The sequence below is a fragment of the Paracidovorax sp. MALMAid1276 genome (assembly GCF_049198005.1).
GTDB lineage: Bacteria > Pseudomonadota > Gammaproteobacteria > Burkholderiales > Burkholderiaceae_C > Acidovorax.
The window spans coordinates 25,069-48,370 of sequence record NZ_JBMIRS010000189.1; the positions used below are offsets into that span (position 1 = coordinate 25,069).

The 23,302-nt window shown below is 60.1% G+C and carries 20 protein-coding genes; 16 read left to right on the top strand and 4 right to left on the bottom strand.

Going from position 1 to position 23,302, the window contains the following annotated elements:
• The first annotated feature begins 10 nt into the window (after window positions 1–10).
• Together ACOQFS_RS13390 and ACOQFS_RS13395 are read left to right on the top strand one after the other, a co-directional pair.
• Window positions 11–457 carry a LexA family protein gene (locus ACOQFS_RS13390; protein ID WP_057228325.1) on the top strand — a complete coding sequence of 149 codons (447 nt, stop codon included), beginning with the start codon at window positions 11–13 and terminating at the stop codon, window positions 455–457.
• Window positions 458–477: 20 nt separating this feature from the next.
• Window positions 478–1,776 carry a Y-family DNA polymerase gene (locus tag ACOQFS_RS13395; protein ID WP_260668950.1) on the top strand — a complete coding sequence of 433 codons (1,299 nt, stop codon included), beginning with the start codon at window positions 478–480 and terminating at the stop codon, window positions 1,774–1,776.
• 311 nt (window positions 1,777–2,087) lie between these two features.
• Here ACOQFS_RS13395 and ACOQFS_RS13400 read toward each other — a convergent pair whose 3' ends face one another.
• From ACOQFS_RS13400 to ACOQFS_RS13410, 3 genes are all read right to left on the bottom strand, one after another.
• Complete coding sequence (locus ACOQFS_RS13400; RefSeq protein ID WP_066788307.1) at window positions 2,088–3,188, bottom strand: MBL fold metallo-hydrolase; 1,101 nt, start codon at window positions 3,186–3,188, stop codon at window positions 2,088–2,090.
• 69 nt (window positions 3,189–3,257) lie between these two features.
• Window positions 3,258–4,481 (bottom strand): phenylacetate--CoA ligase family protein, encoded by a 1,224-nt coding sequence (locus tag ACOQFS_RS13405; protein ID WP_066788308.1) that lies wholly within the window; start codon window positions 4,479–4,481, stop codon window positions 3,258–3,260.
• A gap of 12 nt (window positions 4,482–4,493) precedes the next feature.
• Window positions 4,494–5,306: an enoyl-CoA hydratase/isomerase family protein gene (locus tag ACOQFS_RS13410; RefSeq protein WP_304305519.1), complete on the bottom strand. Its 813-nt coding sequence runs from the start codon at window positions 5,304–5,306 to the stop codon at window positions 4,494–4,496.
• A 107-nt stretch (window positions 5,307–5,413) separates the two neighbouring features.
• On the opposite strand from ACOQFS_RS13410, the gene ACOQFS_RS13415 reads away from it, so the two are divergent.
• The 11 genes from ACOQFS_RS13415 to ACOQFS_RS13465 all read left to right on the top strand — a co-directional run bounded on the left by ACOQFS_RS13415 (window position 5,414) and on the right by ACOQFS_RS13465 (window position 17,592).
• Complete coding sequence (locus ACOQFS_RS13415) at window positions 5,414–6,463, top strand: CaiB/BaiF CoA transferase family protein (protein ID WP_421563350.1); 1,050 nt, start codon at window positions 5,414–5,416, stop codon at window positions 6,461–6,463.
• A 129-nt stretch (window positions 6,464–6,592) separates the two neighbouring features.
• The gene (locus tag ACOQFS_RS13420) at window positions 6,593–7,831 is read left to right on the top strand and encodes a thiolase family protein (RefSeq protein ID WP_066788812.1); all 1,239 of its coding nucleotides are present in this window, start codon (window positions 6,593–6,595) and stop codon (window positions 7,829–7,831) included.
• 33 nt (window positions 7,832–7,864) lie between these two features.
• Complete coding sequence (locus ACOQFS_RS13425) at window positions 7,865–8,626, top strand: SDR family NAD(P)-dependent oxidoreductase (RefSeq protein ID WP_056642823.1); 762 nt, start codon at window positions 7,865–7,867, stop codon at window positions 8,624–8,626.
• A 112-nt stretch (window positions 8,627–8,738) separates the two neighbouring features.
• Complete coding sequence (locus ACOQFS_RS13430) at window positions 8,739–9,536, top strand: ABC transporter ATP-binding protein (RefSeq protein WP_066788815.1); 798 nt, start codon at window positions 8,739–8,741, stop codon at window positions 9,534–9,536.
• Window positions 9,533–11,500 (top strand): AMP-dependent synthetase/ligase, encoded by a 1,968-nt coding sequence (locus ACOQFS_RS13435; protein WP_421563351.1) that lies wholly within the window; start codon window positions 9,533–9,535, stop codon window positions 11,498–11,500. Before ACOQFS_RS13430 ends, ACOQFS_RS13435 begins: the two co-directional genes overlap by 4 nt.
• A complete protein-coding gene (locus tag ACOQFS_RS13440) occupies window positions 11,497–12,381 on the top strand; it encodes a branched-chain amino acid ABC transporter permease (RefSeq protein ID WP_056743883.1) in 885 nt (294 codons plus the stop codon). The genes ACOQFS_RS13435 and ACOQFS_RS13440 overlap by 4 nt, the downstream gene beginning before the upstream one ends.
• Entirely contained in the window at window positions 12,378–13,436 is a 1,059-nt protein-coding gene (locus ACOQFS_RS13445; protein ID WP_260668949.1) for a branched-chain amino acid ABC transporter permease, read from the top strand. Before ACOQFS_RS13440 ends, ACOQFS_RS13445 begins: the two co-directional genes overlap by 4 nt.
• Window positions 13,437–13,520: 84 nt before the next feature.
• Complete coding sequence (locus ACOQFS_RS13450) at window positions 13,521–14,771, top strand: ABC transporter substrate-binding protein (RefSeq protein WP_082759273.1); 1,251 nt, start codon at window positions 13,521–13,523, stop codon at window positions 14,769–14,771.
• Window positions 14,772–14,831: 60 nt separating this feature from the next.
• Entirely contained in the window at window positions 14,832–15,620 is a 789-nt protein-coding gene (locus tag ACOQFS_RS13455) for an ABC transporter ATP-binding protein (protein ID WP_409886579.1), read from the top strand.
• 43 nt (window positions 15,621–15,663) lie between these two features.
• Window positions 15,664–16,815 (top strand): acyl-CoA dehydrogenase family protein, encoded by a 1,152-nt coding sequence (locus ACOQFS_RS13460; protein WP_066788828.1) that lies wholly within the window; start codon window positions 15,664–15,666, stop codon window positions 16,813–16,815.
• A 96-nt stretch (window positions 16,816–16,911) separates the two neighbouring features.
• The gene (locus ACOQFS_RS13465; RefSeq protein ID WP_066788831.1) at window positions 16,912–17,592 is read left to right on the top strand and encodes a TetR/AcrR family transcriptional regulator; all 681 of its coding nucleotides are present in this window, start codon (window positions 16,912–16,914) and stop codon (window positions 17,590–17,592) included.
• A gap of 450 nt (window positions 17,593–18,042) precedes the next feature.
• Here the strand turns inward: ACOQFS_RS13465 and ACOQFS_RS13470 are convergent, their stop codons facing one another.
• Window positions 18,043–18,573 (bottom strand): PadR family transcriptional regulator, encoded by a 531-nt coding sequence (locus ACOQFS_RS13470; protein ID WP_066788839.1) that lies wholly within the window; start codon window positions 18,571–18,573, stop codon window positions 18,043–18,045.
• A 147-nt stretch (window positions 18,574–18,720) separates the two neighbouring features.
• Between ACOQFS_RS13470 and ACOQFS_RS13475 the strand changes: the two genes are divergently transcribed.
• Genes ACOQFS_RS13475 through ACOQFS_RS13485 form a run of 3 tightly spaced genes read left to right on the top strand, consistent with a single transcriptional unit; the run spans window position 18,721 to window position 22,990 of the window.
• Window positions 18,721–20,799, top strand: a complete 2,079-nt coding sequence (locus ACOQFS_RS13475) for an NADPH-dependent 2,4-dienoyl-CoA reductase (protein ID WP_066788834.1) — start codon at window positions 18,721–18,723, stop codon at window positions 20,797–20,799.
• Window positions 20,800–20,831: 32 nt separating this feature from the next.
• Window positions 20,832–21,272, top strand: coding sequence for a nuclear transport factor 2 family protein (locus ACOQFS_RS13480; protein WP_007854945.1), 441 nt, complete (start codon window positions 20,832–20,834; stop codon window positions 21,270–21,272).
• 35 nt (window positions 21,273–21,307) lie between these two features.
• Entirely contained in the window at window positions 21,308–22,990 is a 1,683-nt protein-coding gene (locus ACOQFS_RS13485; RefSeq protein ID WP_067511704.1) for an AMP-binding protein, read from the top strand.
• Window positions 22,991–23,302 lie beyond the last annotated feature (312 nt).

Below are 23,302 nucleotides of genomic sequence, written 5' to 3' on the forward strand. Positions count from 1 at the left end.
TACTGTAAATATGTACAGTCTTTGGAACTCCCCGCTACCCGTGCCGTACGACACGGCGGCGCAGTCGCTGGCCTTGCCCTTGTGCGGGGTGAGCGTGCGCGCGGGGTTTCCATCGCCAGCTGACGATTTCGTGGTGGAGCGGCTGGACATCATGCAGCTGCTGGTGAAGCATCCCCAGGCCACCTACTTCTGGCGCGTGCGTGGCGACTCGATGAGGGACGCGGGCATTGAGGACGGCAGCATCATCGCAGTGGACCGGGCGATCAAGCCCAAGCACAACAGCATCGTCGTGGCCATTGTGGACGGCGAATGCACCGTGAAGTATCTGCACCAGCGTGCCGGCCGGATCAAGCTGCGCGCGGCCAACCCAACCTATCCCGACATCATCCCCCGCGACAGCCAGACCATTGAGGTGTGGGGCGTGGTGAGTGGTTGCGTGAAGCTGTTTCTCACCTGATCTGATGGACGGAGGCCAGCATGTATGCGCTGGTGGATGGCAACAATTTTTACGTGAGCTGCGAGCGGGTGTTCCGCCCCAGCCTGAACGGCCGCCCGGTGGTGGTGCTGAGCAACAACGACGGCTGCGCCATCGCCCGCAGCAATGAGGCCAAAGCCCTGGGAATCAAGATGGGGGCGCCGTGGTTCCAGATACGGCATATGGAAGAGACCCACGGCCTGGTGGCCTTGAGTGCCAACTTCACGCTGTACGGCGACATGAGCAATCGGATGATGAGCCTCGCGGCGGGTCTGGGCCCCTCACAGGAGATCTACAGCATCGATGAGTCGTTCATCGGCCTGCAGGGCATGCGCGGCGACCTGACCACCCGCAGCCACGCCATCCGTGCGCGCATCCACCAATGGGCTGGCATACCTTGCGGGATCGGAATCGGTCACACCAAGACGCTGGCAAAGCTGGCCAACCACATCGCCAAGACGGCCGAGCGCAAACCGGGGAGCTATCCCGCAGAGCTGGCCCAGGTGTGCAACCTGACCGCCCTTCCCGCCCAGGACTTGGACGATGTGTTGGCCAGCACGCTGGTGGAAGAAGTCTGGGGCGTGGGCCGCAAGATCGGCGCGCAGCTGCATCAGTGCGGGGTGCAGACGGTGCTGGACCTGGCTCGGCTGGACCCGGCTATGGTGCGCAGGCGCTGGGGCGTGGTGCTGGAGCGCACCGTGCGGGAGTTGCAGGGCATGCAGTGCATAGAGCTGGATGATGCGCCCGAGCCCAAGAGGGAAATCGCCTGCACCCGGTCATTCGGCCAGGCGGTGACCGAGCTGCCGCCGCTGGTGGAGGCCGTGAGCGAGTTCGCCAGCCGCGCGGCGGAGAAGCTGCGCAAGCAGGGCAGCTTGGCCAGCCAGCTGCTGGTGTTCAGCCACACATCCCCCTTCCGCCCAGGCCCGCGCTTTAACAAGTCTGTGGTGGTGCCCCTGCGCCGGCCTACGGCGGACACCGGCAAGCTGGTGTGGGCGGCTGTTGCTGGCATGCGCCGCATGTACGAGCCTGGCTACAAGATGGCCAAGGCCGGGGTGATGCTGCTGGACCTGGTGCCGGGCAATGTGCTGCAGGGCGAGCTGGATCTGGAGGATGAAGACCACCGGGACCGAACCCAGCTGATGGCGGCGCTGGATGCGCTCAACCAGCGCTATGGCAAAGGCACCGTGCACTCAGGTGCCACGGGCGGCACCAACAAGGGCAAGGGCTGGGGGATGAAGCAGGAGAGGCGCACGCCGCAGTACACGACGCGGTGGGAGGATGTGCCTGTGGCACGGGCCTAAGCGTGAGGGAGCTCCCGCGCTCGAGTCGGCTCTGCAGCGGTTGCGGACGGTGGCAACCGGTGGCCGGACTCACGCTACTCGCCACGAAGCAGTCATTGAACGGACTCCAAACGAGTTCCTAAATCCCGGGGCGGTTCATAGCGGCCGTTTACGAGCAGCCTCCTGGCGACTGCGATGAACGCCGATGCATGCTAAGCATGATGTACGCCCAGTGAGCGTGAGATGAGCATACACAAGAAGCCTCAGCATTCATGCGGATTGCAGGGTGACTTCAGAGCAGACGCCATAGCTATCGCCCCATCGAGACGGGGTCAGTCAAAGTTGGCACGTGGAGAACGTTTGACCTCGGCGACAGCGCCTTCAAGCTTTTTTGAGTGCCACGCGACCCCGTTTTCGTCCATCATGAACTCTACGGTGCCCTGTGCAATGAGAAAGTTCATGCAAGCAACGGCCTCACCTGTTGCCAGGCTCAGTTGCTGCGGATCCTGCTCTCCGATGGCGCGCTTAAAGAGGGCAGCGAACGCATCGACGATCCGTTGAGGTCCGGTAGACAGTGACTGACGCAGCCGCTCCAGAGCACTATTTTGACCCAACCTGAGCGATTCAAGGCGTTCATGCAGTCCATAAAAGGGCTCGTTGTGAGAGGGGAGGACCAACACATCGTTGGGAACATCCCTCATCAGCTTGTCGAGCGCCCCATACCACTCCTTCAGCGGATTGGCCTGTGGCTCGCTGGCGAACACCGACACATTCGACGAAATCTTCGGCAGTACCTGATCGCCGGCGATCAGTAGCTTCAAATCGGGGCAGTACAGAGAAGCATGTTCTGGTGAGTGGCCGCCGGTGGTGATGATCCGCCAGTCATGCTTACCCAACTGGACGTGATCGCCGTCCTGCAAGCGTCGGTAGCTCTCGGGCAGAGCGTGGATATGTTTGCCAAAGCTGCCGAATCGGCTGCGGTAGCTTTCAATGGCTGCCTCCGACCAGCCGGCGCGCCTATTGAAGAGCACGCCGTCGGGCGGGGCCTCGCGGTTAGTGTCGGCATGCATCACGCGGCAGGTCAGGTATTCCAGGCGGCTCATGTGCAGCGGCACACCAACGCGACGCGTGAACCAACCAGCTAGGCCGATGTGGTCGGGGTGCATGTGTGTGGCGTACACGCCTTGGAGCGGCCGTGCCAGCGGCCCCTGCGCCATGAGGGCCAGCCAGTCGGCAACGGTGTCGGGGGTGTTCAGGCCGGTATCTACCAGTACCCAGCCATCATGGGTGTCTATGGCCCATACATTGATGTGGTCGAGCCGGAATGGCATGGACAGCCGGATCCAGCGCACACCAGGGGCGACCTCGACCCAGTGGCGTGGTGTTGGTGGCTCGAATGGGTAGGTCAGTGCATTGGCTGCGGGATCAATCATTACTATCGTTTCATGGGGTGAGCGACGGTGTAGCCACCTGGTGCATCAGACCAAACGCTTTTTAGGATTTCAATGCTTGTTGTCAACCAACAAGGGGGCGTCAGTGGGCATATCTTCCTGGACTAGCCACTCGACTGAGTCGAGCTTCAGGCGGGTCAGTTGCCTGAATACTTCCATCAAGTCACTTTGTGTGGCGTCCTGAGAGGCCCCTGGCGTCAGTACTGCGCGCAAGGTCGCGGTTTCCCGATGCTGTTGTTTTCCAACGATGACCTGGGCACGTTCGATAGCAGGGAGCCGGATGAGCAGTTCTTCCACGTTGCGTGGATAGATGAAAATTTCGCGCACTTTGACACCTTGGCCCACTCGGCCTTGCAACATGCTGATGCGTTCGACGAGACCATCCGGTGAATGGGTCAGCGCTTGCGCCACATCGCCTGTGCCAAAGCGGACCAGGGGCCAGCCGCTGTCCAGCGTGGTGACCACTATTTGACCTGGTTCGCCCAGGGGAAGGGGAGCGCCGGTGCGGGGGTCGCAGATCTGGACAAGCCGGTCAGGCTGAACCGTGTAGCCCACTTGTCCTGGTTCCTCGTAGGCAATCAGCCCGAAGTCGCCGGTGGCGTAGGCTGAGAACGTGCGGATGGCGTACTTCTCCTCCAGCCTGCGGCGCTTGCCCATCCAGTCACCCAGTTCGCCCCCCAGCATTGCGGAGCGGACCTTCCATTGAGAAGGCAGGTCGTAGCCCATGCGCTCAAGCGTTTCGACCAAGGTCACGAAGAAGGATGTGGAGGCGCAAATGCAGGTGATGCCCAGTTCCATGATGAGCTGCGCCTGTTGTTCGGCGCCGCCGGGTCCGCAGGGGATGAGCGTTGCTCCGGTAGCGGCAATGCCCGCATCCAGCAAAAGGCCGGCTGGCACAAGATGGTAGGACCATGTGTTGAGAACGCGGTCACCCGGGCCGATGCCTGCCTGACGGAATGCATGCGAAAAACCGTGGCCAGTGTCGTCGTCGAACAACTGGGGTTCGTAGACGGGGCCCGGTGAGACAAAGACCCGACGGATGGATGCGTCGTCGGCCGCCAGAAACCCACCGAATGGCGGTGACTGGCGCTGCTTCTCAAGCAGTGCATCCTTGCTTGTGACGGCGAGTCGCGCGAGGTCGGCCGGGCCTTGGAGATCTTGCGGTGTCATTGTCGCAAGCTCATAGACCGCGCGGATGGAGGGGGCGCGGTCGTAGGCGAATTGCTGCGAAGCGCGCAGCGCTTCGAATCGGTTGGTGGTCGGGGACGTACGCATGGCGTTGCCGGCTCAGTGGCCCGTGAAGCGCGGGGCGCGCTTCTCGTTGAAGGCGGCCAGGCCTTCGTGGAGATCGGCGCTATGTGCATGCACTTCGGATGCCAGCAACTCCAGCCGTAAGGCAGTGTCCAGGGGCTGTTGCAAGCCATCGTCGATCAGCGCTTTCATGCGGCGCAGGCCCAGAGGGCTCTTGCTGGCGATCTTGTCAGCCACAGCCTGCGTCGCGCTTTCGAGTTGGTCGTCGTCCACCACCTGGTTGACGAGGCCCGCCTCCACCAGTTCTGCTGCGTCCACGAAGTCACCCGTGAATAGAAGGTACTTGGCGCGCGTGGGGCCAATAACTCGTGGCAGGCGCACCGAGCCTCCACCGCCTGGGAGTAGACCGTAGTTGGCGTGCGCGTCGCCAATCTTGGCACTGCGTGCCGCCAGCACGAGGTCACAGCAGAGCACCAGTTCTAGTCCGCCCGCCAGGGTGATGCCGTTCAGGGCTGCGATCACGGGTTTTGGAAAGCGATCGATGCGGTTCATGGTGACCAGAACGCTGTCCAGAAAGCCGATGGTGCCAGTTTCGCCCGTTTGTGTCTTGACGTACTTTAGGTCGGCGCCTGCGCAGAAGGCCCGGCCAGTGCCCGTCAAGACGACGGACCTCACGTCCGCCCGGTTCTGTGCTTCGTTGAGTGCCTGGTCTATCCCTCGAAGTACCTCTGGGGTCAGTGAGTTCATTGCCTCAGGCCGGTTCAGGCGGATCCACATGCTGCCTTTTCGGACCTCTGAAATAACAACCGGCGTCGACATCTGTCTTTCATTGGTGACTTGTGTGTTCATGGGTCGATTCTGCTTTTGCCTCGGTTTTCGTGGGTATGGGGTTTTCCATTACTATCAAGTCAATTATTTTAATTTAGAGTAAAAAATTAAATTTGTGGAATTTTTTGATGAAAACTCAGACGCGATCGCCAATGCCTCCGCTTCTTGGAATCAAGATCGTTGAGTTCGAGGGAATTGGCCCAGGGCCCTTGGCGGGGTTCATGCTGATGCAAATGGGTGCGGACGTGACCGTGGTTGGGCGGCCCGGTGCGGGCTCACTGCCTGACGAGCTAACGCCGAAAGACGGGGCGCTCTTGTCTCGTGGTAAACGGCGCGTCACGTTAAATCTCAAGCGGGCGGAGGACAAGGCGCAGGCGCTGGAGTTGGTCGCGCAAAGCGACGGAGTGATTGAAGGCAACCGCCCGGGTGTGATGGAGCGCTTGGGTCTGGGCCCCGATGTATGCGGTGAACGCAACCCGCGGCTTGTGTATGGACGCATGACAGGCTGGGGGCAGGATGGGCCGCTGGCCCAGGCAGCCGGGCACGACATGAACTATGTCGCTCTTACGGGGCTGATGTCGCTCACCGAGCAGCCGGGACACCCCCCCATGCTTCCGCCTACGGTGGTCGGGGATGCTGCCGGTGCGCTTGGGCTCGGGTTTGGAATGGTGTCGGCGTTGCTTGGCGCCCGGAATACTGGGCAGGGTTGCGTAGTCGACGGCGCCATCGTGGATGTGTTGGCCATGCTGTCGCCGCTTGTGCAGCTGATTCGCCAAGGCGGTGGCGTGGACGGCAGTGAACCCAGTGTCTTCCATGACTCGCCCTTCTACGACCGTTACTTGTGCAGCGACGGCCGATACATCACGGTCGGTGCGATCGAGCCCCCGTTCTATGCCTTGCTGTTGAAGCAGTTGGAGCTGACGGATGTGGATCCCGCGCAGCAGATGGACAAGTCTTCGTGGCCGTCTCTCAAGGCGCGGATCGCGCAGCGCTTTGCTTCGCAACCCAGTGTGCACTGGAATGCACTGATGGAGGGCACTGACAGTTGCTTCGCGCCGGTGCTCAACATGGCCGAAGCCGCCTCTCATCCCCACAACGTGGCCCGTGGCCTGTACGGCGTGACTGCGCAGGGCGATATTGAGACCATGCGGGGCATGCGATTCCTGCCGCTGCGCTGAGCAGCGAATGTGATTGCCAAGGGATTTCCCTAGCAAATTTTTTTTAATTTTACTTTAAAGTAAAACAACTTTATATAGAGTAATTTTTTGGTTGCATGGATTGCATGAAACCTGCCAAGGAGAAGAAAGATGGAAGATATCTATGTGGTCGGTGTCGGTATGACGCCCTTTGGTCGGCATCTGGACAAGGACATTAAGGCGCTCACGCGTGAGGCCACTGCAGCTGCTTTGGCGGATGCGGGTTTGCAAGAGGAAGACCTGGAAGCCGCCTTTTTTGGCAACACTTCCCAAGGGCATATGGATGGCCAGCACATGATTCGTGGGCAAATTGCGCTACGGGCAATGGGCATCGGGCGCATTCCGGTGGTGAACGTCGAAAACGCTTGTGCAAGCGGCTCGTCGGCGTTCGTTCTAGCCTGCAATCACCTCAAGTCGGGTGCTGGCGATGTCGCTTTGGCCGTTGGTGCAGAGAAGATGTTCTCAACCGACAAGCTCAAGATGTTCTCGGTGTTTGACAGTGCCTGGGATCTCTCGCGTGCAGAAGAGATCCGTGCGGAGCTGATGAAGATGGGACGCGACGTGGCTGTGCCTGAGGGGAGTACCTCACCCAGGCCGTACAGCGTTTTCATGGACGTGTATGCCGCGTTTGCACGATCGCACATGCGCACCTTCGGGACGACGCAGCGCCAGTTGGCTGCCGTGTCGTCCAAGAACCATGCGCATTCCATGCACAACCCGCTGTCGCAGTACCAGATGGCCTACAGCATCGAGGAAGTGCTTGCTGCGCCGCCGATCACCTATCCCTTGACCCTGCCCATGTGCTCTCCTGTGTCTGACGGCGCAGCAGCGGCCGTCCTGTGCACACGCTCGGCGCTCAAACGCCTCAACATCGATGAAAAACGTGCCATCAAGGTGTTGGCGGCCGTGGTGCAAAGCGGTTCTGACCGGAGCGAGGACGACTACACCAACCACTGCACGGCTTTGGCTTCGCGCAAGGCGTATGAGCTGGCGGGTGTTGGCCCAGCAGATATCTCGGTGGCCGAGGTGCACGATGCCACGGCCATGGGTGAAATCATTCAGACAGAAAACCTCGGTTTCTGTGAGTTCGGCATGGGCGGTGTGATTGCCGAGCGGGGTGATACCCGGATTGGTGGCCGCATTCCCGTTAATCCGTCCGGCGGCCTGGAGTCTAAGGGGCACCCTGTTGGGGCCACCGGTATTGCCCAAGTCCATGAGTTGGTAACTCAGCTTCGCGGGGAAGCCGGACTGCGGCAGGTGACTGACGCAAGGATTGCGCTGGCAGAAAACGGTGGCGGTCTTGAGGGCATTGAAGAAGCTGTTGCCTGTATCACCATCTTGGCGCGCTGAGCGCTGCACTCAATAAGAGACAAGAGAAATAGTATGGATGTCAAAAATACCATTGCCTTCGTCACAGGAGCTGCTTCAGGCCTGGGGCTCGCCACTTGCAAGGCATTGCTTGCGGCCGGAGCGAGCGTCATGGCGGTTGATCTGGACGAAGAGCGCCTTGCGAGCGAGGTGCTGCCGATGGGCGAGCGCGTGCGAATCCAGAAGGTTGATGTTTCGGACGAGGCCAGTGTGAAGGCTGGCGTAGACGCGGCAGTGGCGGAATTTGGTGCGCTGCATGTGGCGGTAAATTGCGCGGGAATTCTGGGTCCCTGCAAGACGCTTTCAAAGGGCGAGTTATTCCCGATGGATCTTTGGAACCGGGTGATCGCCATCAACCTGACCGGGACCTTCAACGTGGTGCGCTATGCGTCGTTGGCCATGTCGCAGAACGAGCCCAATGTCGACGGTGAACGGGGGGTCATCGTGAACACGTCATCTGGTGCTGCGTGGCAGGGTCAAGTGGGCCAGGCCGCATATAGCGCCAGCAAAGCGGCGGTCATTGGAATGACGCTTCCGGTGGCGCGGGATCTTGCGCAACACGGAATCCGAGTGGTGGCCGTGGCGCCTGGTCTGTTTGAGACCGCCATGTCTGCAGGCATGCCAACGAAGGTGTCGCAAAACATTATTGACAACGTCATCCTCTTTCCTCATCGCATGGGGCAGGCACAAGAGTTCGGTGGACTGGTTCGGCACGTTGTGGAAAACGCCTATTTGAATGCCACCACGATCAGCCTGGATGCGGGTGTCCGTTGTTAGTCGTGGTCCATTGATCGCTGCGAGCATTCCCGCAAATGGATGCGTAGACCCTGCAAAGGTCTTATGAAGGAAATTCGATGGACAAAGCCAAGAATTCAGAGTGGAGGTGCCAATGAATGCAGCCATTCAAAGCCAGCGGGAAGGCGTGGTGCTGACAGCCCAGAATCTGCTGCTGCAGTTCGGTGGAGTTGTGGCGCTGAATGATGTTTCGATTGATGTGCGCAAGGACGAGCTGCTGGCAATCATCGGGCCGAACGGAGCGGGAAAGTCTTCTCTGATGAACTGCCTGAGCGGGTTCTACCGCCCCAAGAAAGGCGAGATATCCCTGGCCGGGCGCAACGTGCGCGACATGGCGGTTCACGACGTGGCGGCACAGGGCCTGGCGCGCACTTTTCAAGGTACGCACATTTTTTCGGGCATGACCGTTATCGAGAACCTGATGGTGGGGCGCCACATGCACATGCGGGCCAATCTCGTGCAGTCGTTTTTCCATTTCGGCCCGGCAAAGCGCGAAGAAGTTTTGCATCGGGAGGTAGTGGAAGAAATCATTGAGTTTCTTGAAATTGAATCCATCCGGCATGTGCCGGTGGGCAGCCTCGGTTATGGGCTTCGCAAGCGCGTGGACTTGGGGCGCGCACTGGCCCAAGACCCGAAGATTCTGCTGATGGATGAGCCTATGGCCGGTATGAATACGGAAGAGAAGGAAGACCTGGCACGTTTCATTCTGGATGTGCGCGAGGCAAAGCGCATTCCTATTGTTTTGGTGGAGCACGACATGGGTGTGGTGATGGACCTAGCTGACCGCATCGCTGTGCTGGACTTTGGACGCAAGATCGCCGATGGAACGCCCAAGGAAATCCAGGCTAATCCCGCTGTGCTTAAAGCCTACCTTGGAGAGGGCGTCCAATGAAACTCGAAATCGCGACTCTTCCCCAGTTGCTGCGCAAGCATGCGCATGCCAATCCCAGCCGTCTTTCCCAGCGCCATAAGCAGCGCGGAATTTGGCGGGAGTACAGCTTTGCGGATGTGCAGCGCAACGTTCGAGAGATTGCGCTGGGCATGCACCAAGCGGGCGTCAAAGCGGGCGAGACCATTGCCATCATTGGTGAGAATGAGCCACAGCATTACTGGGCCGAGTATGCCGCGCATGCACTGGGATGCAAAGTTGTATCCATGTACCCGGACCTCACTTCGGAGGAGGTGGCTTATCTTCTGGACGACAGCGAAGCAGTCATCTTGTTCGCGCAGGACCAAGAACAGGTTGACAAGGGCCTGGATGTCCGGAACAAGACTTTGAAGATGCGCCACATTGTGTATTGGGACGAAACGGGGATGTGGTCGTATAACGACCCCATCCTGCATACCTTCGATGGCATGCAGCGGCAAGGGCGTGAAATCCATCAACGTAACGGAAAGATTTACGACGCGCTAGTGGATGCGGGAGCCCCCGATGACATAGCGGTTCTTTCTTACACTTCCGGCACGACGGGGCAGCCTAAGGGCGTCATCCTCACGCATCGCTTCTTAATCGACAACGCGCAGCGCTTGATCGATTCCATGGATGTGAGGCCGGGTATGGAATACCTGAGTTACATCGCGCCATCCTGGGCCACTGAACAAATATATGGCATCACCATGGGATTGGGATTGCCCATGGTAGTGAACTTCCCTGAGGGCCCGGAGCAGGTGTTGTCCAACATTCGGGAATTGGCAGTGGAAGGTATGACATTTGCTCCGCGCCAGTGGGAAAGCATGGCGTCCTCTGTGCAGGCGCACATGCTCGACGCAGGACCCATTCGACGAGGTGTCTACGAGTGGGGCATGAAGATCGGTCACACCGTCAATGTGGGGCGCTTGGATGGAAAACCCGTTGGCCTGCTGGACCGGTTGCTGTTTCCTATCGCCAATGCACTGGTTCTGCGCCCGTTGCGAGATCTGCTCGGCCTGACCCGGCTGCGCTGTGCCAGCTGCGGTGGTGCCACCATGGCACCAGATGTGTTTCGCATGTTCCATGCCATGGGTATACCGCTGCGCAACATCTATGGCTCCACCGAAACCGGGTTGCTGACATGCCACCAGGGTGACCGATTTGATCTGGAGACCGTAGGACACTGGATGAAGGCGCATCCAGAGGCGGGCCCACCATTGGAATGGCGCTTGAGTGCGGACGGCGAACTGCAGATCCGTGGCGGAAGCCCGTTTCTGGGCTACTACCGCAGAGAGAGCTCCGTAGAGTCTAAGGTGAAAGATGGCTGGTTCTACACGGGCGATGCCGTAACGAAAACGGAGCTAGGCGAGCTCGTGTTCCTGGAGCGGTTGTCGGACTTGAAGCGCTTGCGCAGCGGCGAAACCTTCCCGCCGCAGTTCGTCGAGACACGCCTTCGGTTCAGTCCCTTCATCAAGGACATCATGACGGTGGGAGACGAGACAAGGGACTTCGTGGCCGCTCTCATCAATATCGACATGTCTGTTCTGTCGCGGTGGGCAGAAGACAAGCGGATCGGATTCTCAACCTTCACCGATCTGTCACAGCGGCCAGAGATCGCCGAGTTGATCGGCCAGGAAATTGCCCGCGTGAACCAGTTTTTGCCGGCGCATGCGCGAGTCAAGCGATTCGCCAATTTTCCGAAAGAGCTTGATCCGGACGAGGGCGAGCTAACACGTTCGAGAAAGCTGCGGCGCGAATTCCTGGAGGTGCGATACGCCACGCTGATCAACGGTTTATATGACGGCTCGCACGCCGTGCGTATCGATATTCCTGTGACCTACCAGGACGGTCGGCGCGGCAATTTCGAGGCTCTGGTGTCCATCCATGACACGGACGCCGCAGGGTCAGACCACCTGGGCGCAGCCCGAAGCAGAGGACGGAAATGATCGATTTTATTAATTACCTGATAAACGGTGCGCTGTCAGGGCTTCTGTATGCGTTGATCGCCATGGGGTTCGTCGTGATCTATCGCGCGTCAAAGGTGTTCAACTTTGCACAAGGTGAGTTGGTGGTCTTTGGCGGCTACATGGTGTGGTGGACGATTATTCAGATGGGTCTACCGCTGTGGGTCGGATTGCCCGTGGCATTCGTTAGTGCTGCAATTTTTGGTTTCATGATTGAGCGGATATTTTTTGCCCGTCTGGTTGGAGAGTCTGTCTTCTCGATGGTCATGGTGACGATCGGTCTCTTGATTCTGATCCGAGGCGTTGTGTTGGTGCTTTTTGGCCCACAGGTGCGTGCTTTTCCGATCATCTTTCCTCTGGATCCGATCATCGTTGGCGATCTCATCGTCTCCCGTTCGATGCTCTACGGTGGAATTATGACCATCTTCATCGGCGTTGGTCTCTCCTGGTTTTTCAACCGGACAAGGGCTGGTTTGACCATGACGGCCGTGGCGGAAGACCACCAGGTGGCCATGTCCATGGGCATCTCGGTGCAGCGTTCCATTGCCTTTGCGTGGGTGCTGGGATCCGTGCTTTCCACACTGGGGGCGATAGTGCATTTGAGTGGCCGCTCCATCAACATGATGAGCTCCGACATCGGCCTGGCTGCTTTGCCGGTGGCCTTGCTGGCTGGGTTGGAGTCCCTCGCAGGGTTGCTGATCGCCGGTGTTTTGGTGGGTGTGATTCAGGGTTTGGCTTCGGCCTATCTCGATCCCCTGGTGGGGGGAGCGCTGGGCTCCGTCTTTCCTTTCATCATCATGCTGGTGGTGTTGTTAATTCGTCCCACCGGCATGTTCGGGTGGAAAACCATTGAGAGGGTATGAGCATGGATCCCGCAGGTGTATTCGCGACTTCTTTCGCCAAAGACCAAGCACTAATTCGCACGCGCAGCCAGGCGGTGGCATTGGGCCTGTTTGTTATCGCGCTGTTTGCGCTGCCCCTGATCAGCGAGGTCCGCTGGGTGGCGATCATGACCTCTATGCTGATTACTGCAGTGGTGGTCATGGGGCTGCAGATCAATACTGGTCTAGCGGGTCAGATCAATTTGGGCCAAGCTGCGTTCATGGGGGTTGGTGCGTATGCAACAGCGCTCCTAGCGACGAAAGGCCACCTGCCTTTCTGGCTGGCTTTGCCCATCGGCGGGCTGTGCGCGGCGCTTTTTGGGCTGGTGTTTGGATTAACCGCAATGCGCATAAAGGGTTTTTACCTTGCCTTGACCACGATTGCTGCGCAGATCTTGTTCCACTTTTTTGTGCTCAACCTGCCTGCCAAATGGCTGGGGGGATCTAACGGCATCACTCTGGAACCAGCACAGTTCCTTGGGTTCGTTTTCAACACCGATACCCGCATTTACTACCTGTGTCTGGTAGTGGCCTTCATCATGATTGCGGGCGCCTACGGCGTCGCACGCAGCCGCCATGGTCGAATTTTTGCGGCAGTGCGTGATGACGACGTGGCCTCAGGAATGATGGGCATCAATGTCGTGCGCACCAAGGTACTTGCCTTCTTGCTGGGTGCGTTTTACGCGGGCATCGGTGGAGGGCTCTGGGCTTACTACGTCAGGTTCGTGGCGATTGACCAGTTCACCCTGATCCACTCGATATGGTTCATCGCGATGATCATTGTGGGTGGCATGGGGTCGGTGACGGGCGCGCTGATCGGCGTTTTTGTTATCCGTACTGCCCAGGAGACGATCACCATCGTGGGCCCTTCACTGGTCGAGAACTTTTCCTTCCTGAGCGGAGACGTTGTTTTCGCAGTGATGAATATTTTCCTGGGTGGAGTCATCGCGGCCTTTCTGATCTTTGAGCCACGCGGTCTGATGCACCGGTGGAACATCGTCAAGCGGTCTTATCGCATGTGGCCCTACCCATATTGACCGCAATCCTGTTTTCTGCAGCCACCTTAGGCGCTGGGAAGGGCTGATCCAATGCAAAGCGCTACTACAAAAGGAGACATTTTTATGAAAACGAATCGAGCAAAGTTGTCGGCAATGGTCAAGCTGGGGCAACGCGGCGCTTTGCTGGCGTCAACCTTGTGCCTTGGCGGCATGGCACAAGCTCAGACTACTTACAACGTGGCTGGCCTGGCTGACTTCACCGGACCTTTCGCAGACATCATGAAAGATATGACGGGATGCCGCCGTGCGGTACTCGACTGGTGGAGCGAAGAGGTCGGTAAGGCGCAGGGCGTGGCATTGCGAATCAAGGATTTCGACACCCGCTATGACGTCGCCCAAGTGGCCAGCCTCTGGCCAGGCATCAAGTCCGAGCTCAACCCGGTGGCTGTTCTGGGTGTGGGCGGTGCAGATACCAATGCACTGCAGCAGCGCTTGCCTAGTGACAAGGTGCCTCTTGTCCAGTCGACAGCAGGATATGGATTCGCTTGGAAGGGTGATAACTGGGTGTTCAATGCCCGTGCCACTTACCCGCACGAAGCGGCTGCGTTTTATGTGTGGATGCAGAAGAAGTCGGGTTCGCCTGTTCCTCTCAAGGTGGGGGTGATTTCATCGGAAGTATCGCCGGCCTACGTGGACATCCACAAAGGTGTCGAGAAGTTCGCTAAGGACAATCCGAAGATCATTGAAGTCGTTGAAACGATTTATACCGAAGCACAGCCGACCGACCTTACCCAGCAGGTCAGCCGCCTGGTCCGCAAGGGGGCCACGGTACTGCAGGTGTTCAACAATACAGCATCGGTAGTGGCGACACGGCGCGCCCTGCAAAGCCTTGGAAAAACCAATATTCCGATAGTGGTTAGCGCTCATAACGGGTTGCTTTCGTCGGGGAAAGCGCTGGGTGACCTGAGCCAAATGGATGGAAACTTTGAGGTCTATGGCATGGCCATGGCCGCCGAAGGCGCAACACCGGCACGGGACTTCTTCGAGAAACTGCGCAGCCAATACAAGTTGCAAGCCGCCTACAACTCCGCCTGCATTATGGGCATGAGCCAAGCGATGTTGACGGTTCGTGCCGTTGAAAATGTTGTCAAGGTCAAAGGTGCTGGCGGTGTGACGGGCGAAGAGGTTCGCGCTGCACTGCTGTCCACCCCCATGCCTACCGAGCGCAGCTTTGGCTTGTTGCCCAATATCAAGTTCAACAATGATGCGCCGTTCCCGACCTCGGGCACAGCCGTCAACATCGGCACCGTCGAAAAGGGAAAGTACAAACTTCTCGAGCAGAACGTTCCGGTTCCTGTGTTGAACAAGTGGTAATTGCAAATCGGCCTGGGTCTCGGGCCACCGAGACCCAGGCCACATCATCTGGAGCTACCCGTGCTTGAACTGAACAACGTTGAAGTCCTCTACAGCGACGTCATTCTTGCTGTCAAAGGCATTACCGCCAAAGTCCCCGCTGGACAGTGCGTGACCTTGCTGGGCGCCAATGGCGCTGGCAAGAGCACCACGCTCAAGGCCATCTCCAACCTGGTTAGGACAGAGGATGGTCGTGTGACGGCGGGGAGTATCAAATTTGATGATGCGGACATCACAGGTGCGAACCCAGTCGATGTCGTTCGCAAAGGGTTGGTGCACGTCATGGAAGGGCGCAAGGTTTTGCGTCACATGACGGTGGAGCAGAACCTGGTAGTGGGCGGCCACATGGGCAGCGCCAGCGAGGCCAAGGAAATGCTGGACGAGGTGTACGACCGCATCAAGCGCCTGGCAGCCTTGCGCAGTCGCACGGCGGGTTATTTGTCCGGCGGGGAGCAGCAATTGCTAGTGATTGGCCGAGCCCTGATGGCCAGGCCCAAACTGGTAATGATTGACGAGCCCTCACTCGGCCTGGCCCCGTTGATGGTCGATGAGGTCTATGGTTTGTTAAATGACCTCAAAACGAGCGGCCTGACGCTGCTAATCGTTGAGCAAAACACGCGCGTTGCCCTCGACTTGGCCGACTATGGCTATGTGATGGAGAGTGGGCGGATCGTTCTGGAAGGACCATCCAGCAGCCTAAAGACCAACGAGGACGTACGGGAGTTTTACCTCGGCCTGACGGTCGATGGGGAGCGCAAGAGTTTCCGCGACATGAAACATTACCGCCGCCGCAAGCGCTGGCTGGGTTGACCGCATTGGGTCAGCCGTTTTCCAAGTTTTCAAGGATGGGTTTATGAGCATCGTTTCCAATGCATTGCTGAGCGAACAAGAAGTCATTATTCGGGAGTCTGCCCGGCGTGTCGCGACTGAAGTGGTGGGTAGCACGGCCGCCGAACGTGATCGCACGGGGGCTTGGCCACACGACGAAATCAAGGCAGTTGCCGACGTAGGCTTCATGGGCATGCTCGCCCCGCCAGCACACGGCGGTTCCGGGCTTTCATTTGTGGAGTATTGCCTGGCTATTGAAGAATTCGCAGCGGCCGATGGTGGCTTCGCCACCATGATGCACGTCCACAACTCAGCTGCGCACGTGTTACGTAGTTTTGGAACCGAACAACAGATGGCCCGCCATCTGCCGGATCTGGCCAGTGGCAAGCGCATTGGTGCCTTTTTATTGTCAGAGCCCCATGCAGGCTCGGATACCGCAGCCATCCGGACCACGGCTAAGCGGGACGGCGACGTTTATGTGATCAATGGCAGCAAACAATGGATTTCCAACGGCAGTGAAGCGGGCTTTGCGCTCGTCGTGGCAGCAACTGCGGAACCAGGTGCCCGTCACCGCTTCAGCCTGTTCATCGCGGACCCTGAAGATCCAGGCTACCAATGCTTGCGTATCGAAAGGAAGCTGGGCCAGCACACGGCCCACACGGCTCAGATTCAGCTGGACAACATGCGTGTTCCAGTTCAGAACATGATCGGCGAGGAAGGGCGCGGGTATGGCAAAGCACTATCGCTGTTGTCCGATGGGCGCATCGCAATCGCCGCCCTGGCCATCGGCATTGCCCGTGCAGCGTTGGAGGCGGCCATCCGCTACGCCAAAGAGCGCGAGGCCTATGGCAAGCCACTCACCGAACTGCAGGCCATTAGCTTTGATTTGGCGGAAATGGCCATGCAGGTTGAGGTGGCGCATCAGTACATGCTGTATGCAGCTCGTCTTACGGATGCGGGCCTGCCAACCAGTAAGGAGGCCTCCGTTGCTAAACTCTATGCCAGTGAAATGGCTGAAAAGGTTTGCTCTGCGGCGCTGCAAGTGCATGGTGGCTACGGGTATGTCAACGACTTCCCGGTCGAGCGCTATTATCGCGATGTGCGCGTTACAAAGATCTACGAAGGCACTAGTCACATTCAAAAGTTGATCATTGCGCGCAGCATCCTGGCTGGCTGATGAGCACGGCCTTTCTCCGCAGCCCTACCGGCGAAAGCAGTTCGAAACCATTTGCCTCAGTTAGCGATACGAATGCCCGCAAGGAATACAACATCAATGAGTACGCAAATTGAGGCAAAACCCAAGTCACGCCCACGCGATCCTGCAAAGAGATCGGGCAAGGGCGCGAAATGGAACAATGCGGTCAGCGGCGCGGATGAGCAGTACCAGCTCAAAAAGCAAGCTGTCATTGCGGAAGCTTCGCGCGCATTTGGCCGCCATGGGTACAAGAATGTCTCCTTGGACGAGATTGCAAAAACGCTCAACGTCACCAAGCCTGCCCTTTACTACTACTTCAAGAACAAGCAGGAACTTGTCTACGAATGCCACGAGCTTGCCATGCATTTGGGAGATCGCGTCTTGCAAGACGCGATCGCTTCGGAAAATACTGGTTTCGGTCGGATCTCGGTCTTCATTAAGAACTACATCTCGTTGCTAACGGATGAAATGGGCGCACCGGCGATCCTCCAGGATTTCTCCGGTATGACTGTGGCGGATCAGAAAAAAATCACTTTGCGTCGGCGAAAGTTTGATCAAGAGCTGCGCAAAGTGCTCGAGGGGGGTGTTCAGGATGGTTCCATTGCCCCGTGCAACGTGAAATTGGCGGTGTTCTGGTTCATGGGCGCTGTTAGCTCGATTACCCAATGGATGCATATCGATGGCAGCCTTGGAAGCGACGAAGTGGCCGATATTTTTATCGGTTTTCTTGCGCATGGTATTCGTCCCAATCAAGGGTGAATCTGCTTACTTGTCGCATTCCGGGCGACTATATGGTCGCGTCTGGACCAGGTGCGTATAAGACCCCCGAGCCACTCTTTTATTGTCGGCATAGGCATCTTGCTGCCCAGCGCTAGCTGGGGTCTCAGCGGTTGATCCCTGATGATTGCGATAAAGGTCAGGTTGCGGCGGAAGTCGACATTGACCAAGAAAACTTGGACGACCGCACGCAGCCTTTTGCTGTCGTTCAGCCGTCAAGTACGAACGGCAGCACCCAGCCTAAAGCCGCCACGCCTGAAGGTTCAGGGTTGGATGTCGTCAACTTCTGTTTGCATTCGAACGAAACTTTCTAGCTGACTAAGACGAGCCAATCCGGCCTGAGCAACATCGAAGCTTGGGCAATGTTCGATGCCGTACAGCAACTTGACATGGCACTTCCTAGGATCGTTGGTCTCGGACTGCCTAAGCTGCCTACTGCTGTTCCAGAATCTCCAGAGCCTCTTTCGCAATCGCCAGCGAGAGTTCCTCATGAAGAATCCCAGCCTTTAGCACCAAGTGTTGCAAACGACGTTCGCGACTAGGCTCCTTGCCGATGAAGTCGCGCCGTTCAATGCGCTGGTAGATGTCAAGCTTGGCCTGGTGCATCGCCTGCAGTCGGGCGATTTCCTTCTCAAGCCCCGTGGGGCCAACCGCAGCCTCGGCGCGCAGGCGCACCATGAGCTCGTCGCGCAGGGGCGTGGGGTCCTGCTGCTCGGCGATCCAGCGCCGGAGTTCCTTGCGACCTGAAGGCAGCAGGCGGAACTGGCGCTTTCGGCCGCGGCCCGTCTCCGCGGGCAAAGCCTCGATCCATCCTGCTTCCTCCAGCCGTGCCAACTCGCGGTAGATCTGCTGGTGCGTGGCGTGCCAGAAGTAGCCGATGGACTTGTCAAAGCGCTCGGCGAGCTCCGAGCCCGAGCAGGGGTGCTCGACAAGGGCAGTGAGAAGGGCGTGGGGCAGGGACATCGAAAGGGTGCGCCGGGAGGAAACTGCAAAGGCCGCCATCTTGCCTGAATCGGGAGGGTTCTTCATTGTTTATGCAACCAGTTGCATAAATGCGGGATACTGGCTATATTTGTGCAACTGGTTGCATAAAAAAGAAAGAGACCTGCGATGAACGCCATCCTGAAACCCGCCCCGGCCCCGCTGAAATCTCCGGCTGACAGCAATAGCCCCTATCCACACCTGCATGCCCCGCTGGACCTGGGCTTCACCACGCTGAAGAACCGCGTGCTCATGGGCTCCATGCACGTGGGGCTGGAGGAGGTGGCCAACGGCTTCGAGCGCATGGCAGCTTTCTATGCCGAGCGCGCGCGCGGCGAGGTCGGGCTCATCGTCACGGGCGGCATTGCACCCAACGAGCGCGGTCGGCCCATGCAGGGCGGGGCCATGCTGGTCAACGAGCACGAGGCCGCGCAGCACCGCAAGGTGACCCAGGCCGTGCATGCTGAGGGCGGCAAGATCGCGATGCAGATCCTGCACTTCGGTCGCTATGCCTACCACCGCGACCTGGTGGCCCCGAGCGCGCTGCGCGCACCCATCAACCCCCACGTGCCACATGCGCTCACCGCTGATGAGGTGGAGCAGACCATCGAAGACTTCGCGCGCTGCGCCGCGCTGGCCCAGCACGCGGGCTACGACGGGGTGGAGGTCATGGGCTCCGAGGGCTACCTGATCAACGAGTTCATCGCTGCGCGCAGCAACCACCGCGATGACGCCTGGGGCGGCAGCTACGCCCACCGCATGCGCTTTCCGGTGGAGATCGTGCGGCGCACGCGCGAGCGCGTGGGGCCGAACTTCATCATCATCTACCGCCTGTCCATGCTCGACCTGGTGGAGGGCGGCTCCACGCTGGCCGAGGTGATCGAGTTGGCCCAGGCCATCGAGGCGTCGGGCGCCACCATCCTGAACACCGGCATCGGCTGGCACGAGGCACGTATCCCCACCATCGCCACCAAGGTGCCGCGCGCGGCCTATGCGTGGGTGACAAAGCAGGTGATGGGGCAGGTGGGCATACCGCTCATCACCTCCAACCGCATCAACACGCCCGAGGTGGCCGAGCGCCTTCTGGCCGAGGGCTTTGCCGACATGGTCTCCATGGCGCGGCCCCTGCTGGCCGATGCCGACTTCGTGCGCAAGGCGCGCCAGGGCCGGGCCGACGAGATCAACACCTGCATCGCCTGCAACCAGGCCTGCCTGGACCACACCTTCGGCGGCAAGATCACCAGTTGCCTGGTCAACCCCCGCGCATGCCACGAGACGGAACTGGTCATCGCCCCCACCGCCGCCAAGAAGCGCATCGCCGTGGTCGGCGCCGGTCCGGCCGGCCTGAGCTTTGCTGTCACGGCCGCCCAACGCGGCCATGCAGTGGTGCTGTTCGATGCGGGCAGCGAGATCGGCGGCCAGCTCAACATCGCCAAGCAGGTGCCGGGCAAGGAGGAGTTCTACGAAACCCTGCGCTACTACCGCCGCCAGCTGGAGCTGCACGGTGTGGAGGTGCGCCTGAACACCCGAGTAGAAGCGGCCGACCTGGCGGGCCAGGGATATGACGAGGTGGTGGTGGCCACAGGCATAAAGCCGCGCACCCCGGACATCGAAGGCATCGACCACCCCAAGGTGCTGAGCTACCTGGACGTTCTGCGCGACAAGAAGCCGGTGGGCCGGCGCGTGGCCATCATCGGCGCGGGCGGCATCGGCTTCGACGTGGGCGAGTACCTCACGCACGAAGGCGAGAGCGGCGCGCTGGCACCTGCCAAGTTCAATGAGGAGTGGGGCATCGACCCCGCCTATGCCCAGGCCGGCGGTCTGCGCCCTGCACAGGTGGAAGCCCCCGCGCGCCAGGTGCACCTGCTGCAGCGCAAGAGCAGCAAGGTCGGCGATCAGCTGGGCAAGACCACGGGCTGGATCCACCGCACCTCGCTCAAGGCGCGCAACGTGGGCATGAGCTCGGGCGTGGCCTATGAGCGCGTGGACGATGCGGGCCTGCACATCACCATCGATGGCGGCGCACCCCAGGTGCTCGACGTCGACCACATCGTAGTCTGCGCCGGCCAGGAGCCGCTGCGCGCGCTGTACGACGCGCTGGTGGCCGCGGGCCAGAGCTCCCACCTCATCGGCGGTGCCGACGTGGCGGCCGAACTCGACGCCAAGCGCGCCATCCTGCAGGGCACGACGCTCGCCGCATCCATCTGACTGATTTTCGATTTATCCCCAGGAGACACACCATGACCGAAGCACCGAAGAACATCCACCCCGCCGTCGCCCGCTCGCTCGACACCTGGCACCACATGGTGGCCAGCCGCGACCTGTCGAACCTGCTCTCCATCGTGCATCCCGACGCGGTGTTCCGCTCGCCCATGGCGAACACGGCTTACACCTCGGCCCCGGCGCTGATGCTGGCCCTGTCCACGGTGATCCAGGTGTTCGAGGACTTCACCTACCACCGCCAGCTGGCCACCGACGACGGCCTGAACATCGTGCTGGAGTTCAGCGCCCGCGTGGGCGACAAGCAGCTCAAGGGGATCGACCTGGTGCGCTTCAACGAGCAAGGCCAGATAACAGAGTTCGAAGTCATGGTGCGCCCTTTGAGCGGCCTGCAGGCCCTGGGTGCCGAGATGGGGGCGCGGCTGGGCGACAAGCTTCCGGCCTTCAAGGCAAAGGCTTGAAGCGTTCGTAAAAGAAAAGACAGGAGACAAAGCCCATGACCGCCACCACCGCACCGCCAACTTTCGCGCCTTGGGAGAGTTCCTACCCGCCAGCCCTGCGCAACTACCAGCTCGACTTGGCGGCGCTGCCCGCCAATGCTGCGCAGCTGGCCACGCAGGCCGCGGCGGACCACGGGGACCAGCCCGCATTCACATTCGTACTGCCCACGGGCGCGAACGTGGTGCGCAGCTTTCGCGAGATCGATGCCCTGTCGGACGCCTTCGCCGTCTGGCTGGTGCGCGAGCAGGGCCTGCAGGTGGGCGATGTGCTCGCGCTGCAGTTGCCCAACAGCCTGCACTATCCCATCGCGGTGTTCGGTGCGTGGAAGGCCGGGGTCATCGTGACCAACGTGAACCCGCTGTACACCGGGCGCGAGCTGCGCCTGCAGCTCGAAGACAGCGGCGCGCGGCTGCTGTTGGTGTGCGACATGTTCCTGCCGGTGGCGCGGCCTGTTGCAGAAGAGTTGGGATTGCCGGTGTTGACGGCCAGCCTGTGGGACTTTTTTGAGGAACCCGTGGCCTCAGCCATCCGCGCCAAGATGGCGGGGCCTGCCGACCCCGCCGCGGTGCCGCTGCCGCGCATGGTCGATGCGCTGGCGCAGGGCAAGGCGCTGGCACCTGTCGACCACCGCAGCCACCCCGTGGCGGTGTATCAGTACACGGGCGGAACCACCGGGCGCAGCAAGGGCGCGGTGATCACGCACGGCAACATCCTGGCCACCCTGCGCATCACGCGCGATTTTCTGGATGCCTACGACGGCCCCCAGCGCGGCGAGACCATGCTCACCGGGCTGCCCATGTACCACGTGTTCGCTTTCATGGTGAACTTCCTGGTGTTCTTCCAGGTGGGGGCGCGCAACCTGCTGGTGCCCAACCCGCGCCCCATGTCCAACCTGCAAAAGACCTTCGAGCAGTTCGACGTGCAGTGGACCGCCGGGGTGGACACGCTGTTCGCTGGCCTGATGGCCGAGCCCTGGTTCCAGGCCAGCCCACCGAAGCTGCGCTACGCGTTTTCGGGTGGCACGGCCTTGCGTACATCGACCGCGCAGGCCTGGCAGGCGCTGGTCTGCCCCATCATCGAAGGCTATGGCATGACAGAGACGTCCTGCATCGTCTCGTGCAACCCGCCCTCGGCCACGCCGCGCCTGGGCACCGTGGGTGTGCCCATGCCTGGTTGCCGCGTGCGCGTGGTGGATGATCAGGGGCGCGACCTGCCCCAGGGCGAGCGCGGCGAGCTGCTGGTGCGGGGCCCGCAGGTCGTGGCCGGCTACCTGCATGCGCAGGCCGACAGCGCCAGTGCGATCAAGGACGGCTGGCTGCACACGGGCGATATCGCGCAGCTGGAAGAGGGTGGCTACATCCGTATCGTGGACCGCAAGAAGGACATGATTTTGGTCTCGGGCTTCAACGTCTACCCCAACGAGGTGGAGGACGTGCTGGCCGCCCACCCCGGCATCGCCGAGGCCGCCGTCATCGGTGTGCAGGATGCCGCCACCGGCGAGGCCGTACGCGCCTTCGTCGTGCCGCGCAACCCCACGCTCACGGTCGAGGACGTGGAGCGCCACTGCCGCACCCAGCTCACGGCCTACAAGGTGCCGCGACAGATCGTCTTCCGCGATCAACTGCCCAAGTCGCCGGTGGGCAAAATCCTCAGGGCTTCGCTGCGCGAAGCAATGTGATCGTGGTCTGATGCGCGCTGCGGCTCTTGCAGACTCGATTTACAGGTACGGCGGCAATGCAGCGGGAGCTGCCGGTCAACCCTGAAAGGTCGCACTGCAACATGGCCGGCGATGGAAGCCGCACAGCGGTCATTCGATAGCGCCAGCGATCGACCCATAGCAGGCGTTCCGCGCCCGCGGGAAGCGGTCCATCGTGGGGTGCAACTTTGTTCGGCGGTTCTCCCGGCGCGCACACTGTCAGTCTGTCAGTATGTGTCGGTAGAGGCCGTGTCATGAACGGCCTGCTGTCGATATTGGCCGGACTGAAGAAGG

Excerpts from the sequence above, each read along its gene's own strand:
- ACOQFS_RS13390 (WP_057228325.1), top strand. The coding sequence starts at position 11 with ATGTACAGTCTTTGGAACTCCCCGCTACCCGTGCCGTACGACACGGCG.
- ACOQFS_RS13405 (WP_066788308.1), bottom strand. The coding sequence starts at position 4,481 with ATGCGTACGTCCCCGACCACCAACCGATTCGAAGCGCTGCGCGCTTCG.
- ACOQFS_RS13425 (WP_056642823.1), top strand. The coding sequence starts at position 7,865 with ATGGATGTCAAAAATACCATTGCCTTCGTCACAGGAGCTGCTTCAGGC.
- ACOQFS_RS13420 (WP_066788812.1), top strand. The coding sequence starts at position 6,593 with ATGGAAGATATCTATGTGGTCGGTGTCGGTATGACGCCCTTTGGTCGG.
- ACOQFS_RS13485 (WP_067511704.1), top strand. The coding sequence starts at position 21,308 with ATGACCGCCACCACCGCACCGCCAACTTTCGCGCCTTGGGAGAGTTCC.
- ACOQFS_RS13450 (WP_082759273.1), top strand. The coding sequence starts at position 13,521 with ATGAAAACGAATCGAGCAAAGTTGTCGGCAATGGTCAAGCTGGGGCAA.
- ACOQFS_RS13430 (WP_066788815.1), top strand. The coding sequence starts at position 8,739 with ATGAATGCAGCCATTCAAAGCCAGCGGGAAGGCGTGGTGCTGACAGCC.
- ACOQFS_RS13470 (WP_066788839.1), bottom strand. The coding sequence starts at position 18,573 with ATGTCCCTGCCCCACGCCCTTCTCACTGCCCTTGTCGAGCACCCCTGC.
- ACOQFS_RS13445 (WP_260668949.1), top strand. The coding sequence starts at position 12,378 with ATGAGCATGGATCCCGCAGGTGTATTCGCGACTTCTTTCGCCAAAGAC.
- ACOQFS_RS13480 (WP_007854945.1), top strand. The coding sequence starts at position 20,832 with ATGACCGAAGCACCGAAGAACATCCACCCCGCCGTCGCCCGCTCGCTC.
- ACOQFS_RS13460 (WP_066788828.1), top strand. The coding sequence starts at position 15,664 with ATGAGCATCGTTTCCAATGCATTGCTGAGCGAACAAGAAGTCATTATT.
- ACOQFS_RS13400 (WP_066788307.1), bottom strand. The coding sequence starts at position 3,188 with ATGATTGATCCCGCAGCCAATGCACTGACCTACCCATTCGAGCCACCA.
- ACOQFS_RS13465 (WP_066788831.1), top strand. The coding sequence starts at position 16,912 with ATGAGTACGCAAATTGAGGCAAAACCCAAGTCACGCCCACGCGATCCT.
- ACOQFS_RS13395 (WP_260668950.1), top strand. The coding sequence starts at position 478 with ATGTATGCGCTGGTGGATGGCAACAATTTTTACGTGAGCTGCGAGCGG.
- ACOQFS_RS13410 (WP_304305519.1), bottom strand. The coding sequence starts at position 5,306 with ATGAACACACAAGTCACCAATGAAAGACAGATGTCGACGCCGGTTGTT.
- ACOQFS_RS13475 (WP_066788834.1), top strand. The coding sequence starts at position 18,721 with ATGAACGCCATCCTGAAACCCGCCCCGGCCCCGCTGAAATCTCCGGCT.
- ACOQFS_RS13440 (WP_056743883.1), top strand. The coding sequence starts at position 11,497 with ATGATCGATTTTATTAATTACCTGATAAACGGTGCGCTGTCAGGGCTT.
- ACOQFS_RS13435 (WP_421563351.1), top strand. The coding sequence starts at position 9,533 with ATGAAACTCGAAATCGCGACTCTTCCCCAGTTGCTGCGCAAGCATGCG.
- ACOQFS_RS13415 (WP_421563350.1), top strand. The coding sequence starts at position 5,414 with ATGAAAACTCAGACGCGATCGCCAATGCCTCCGCTTCTTGGAATCAAG.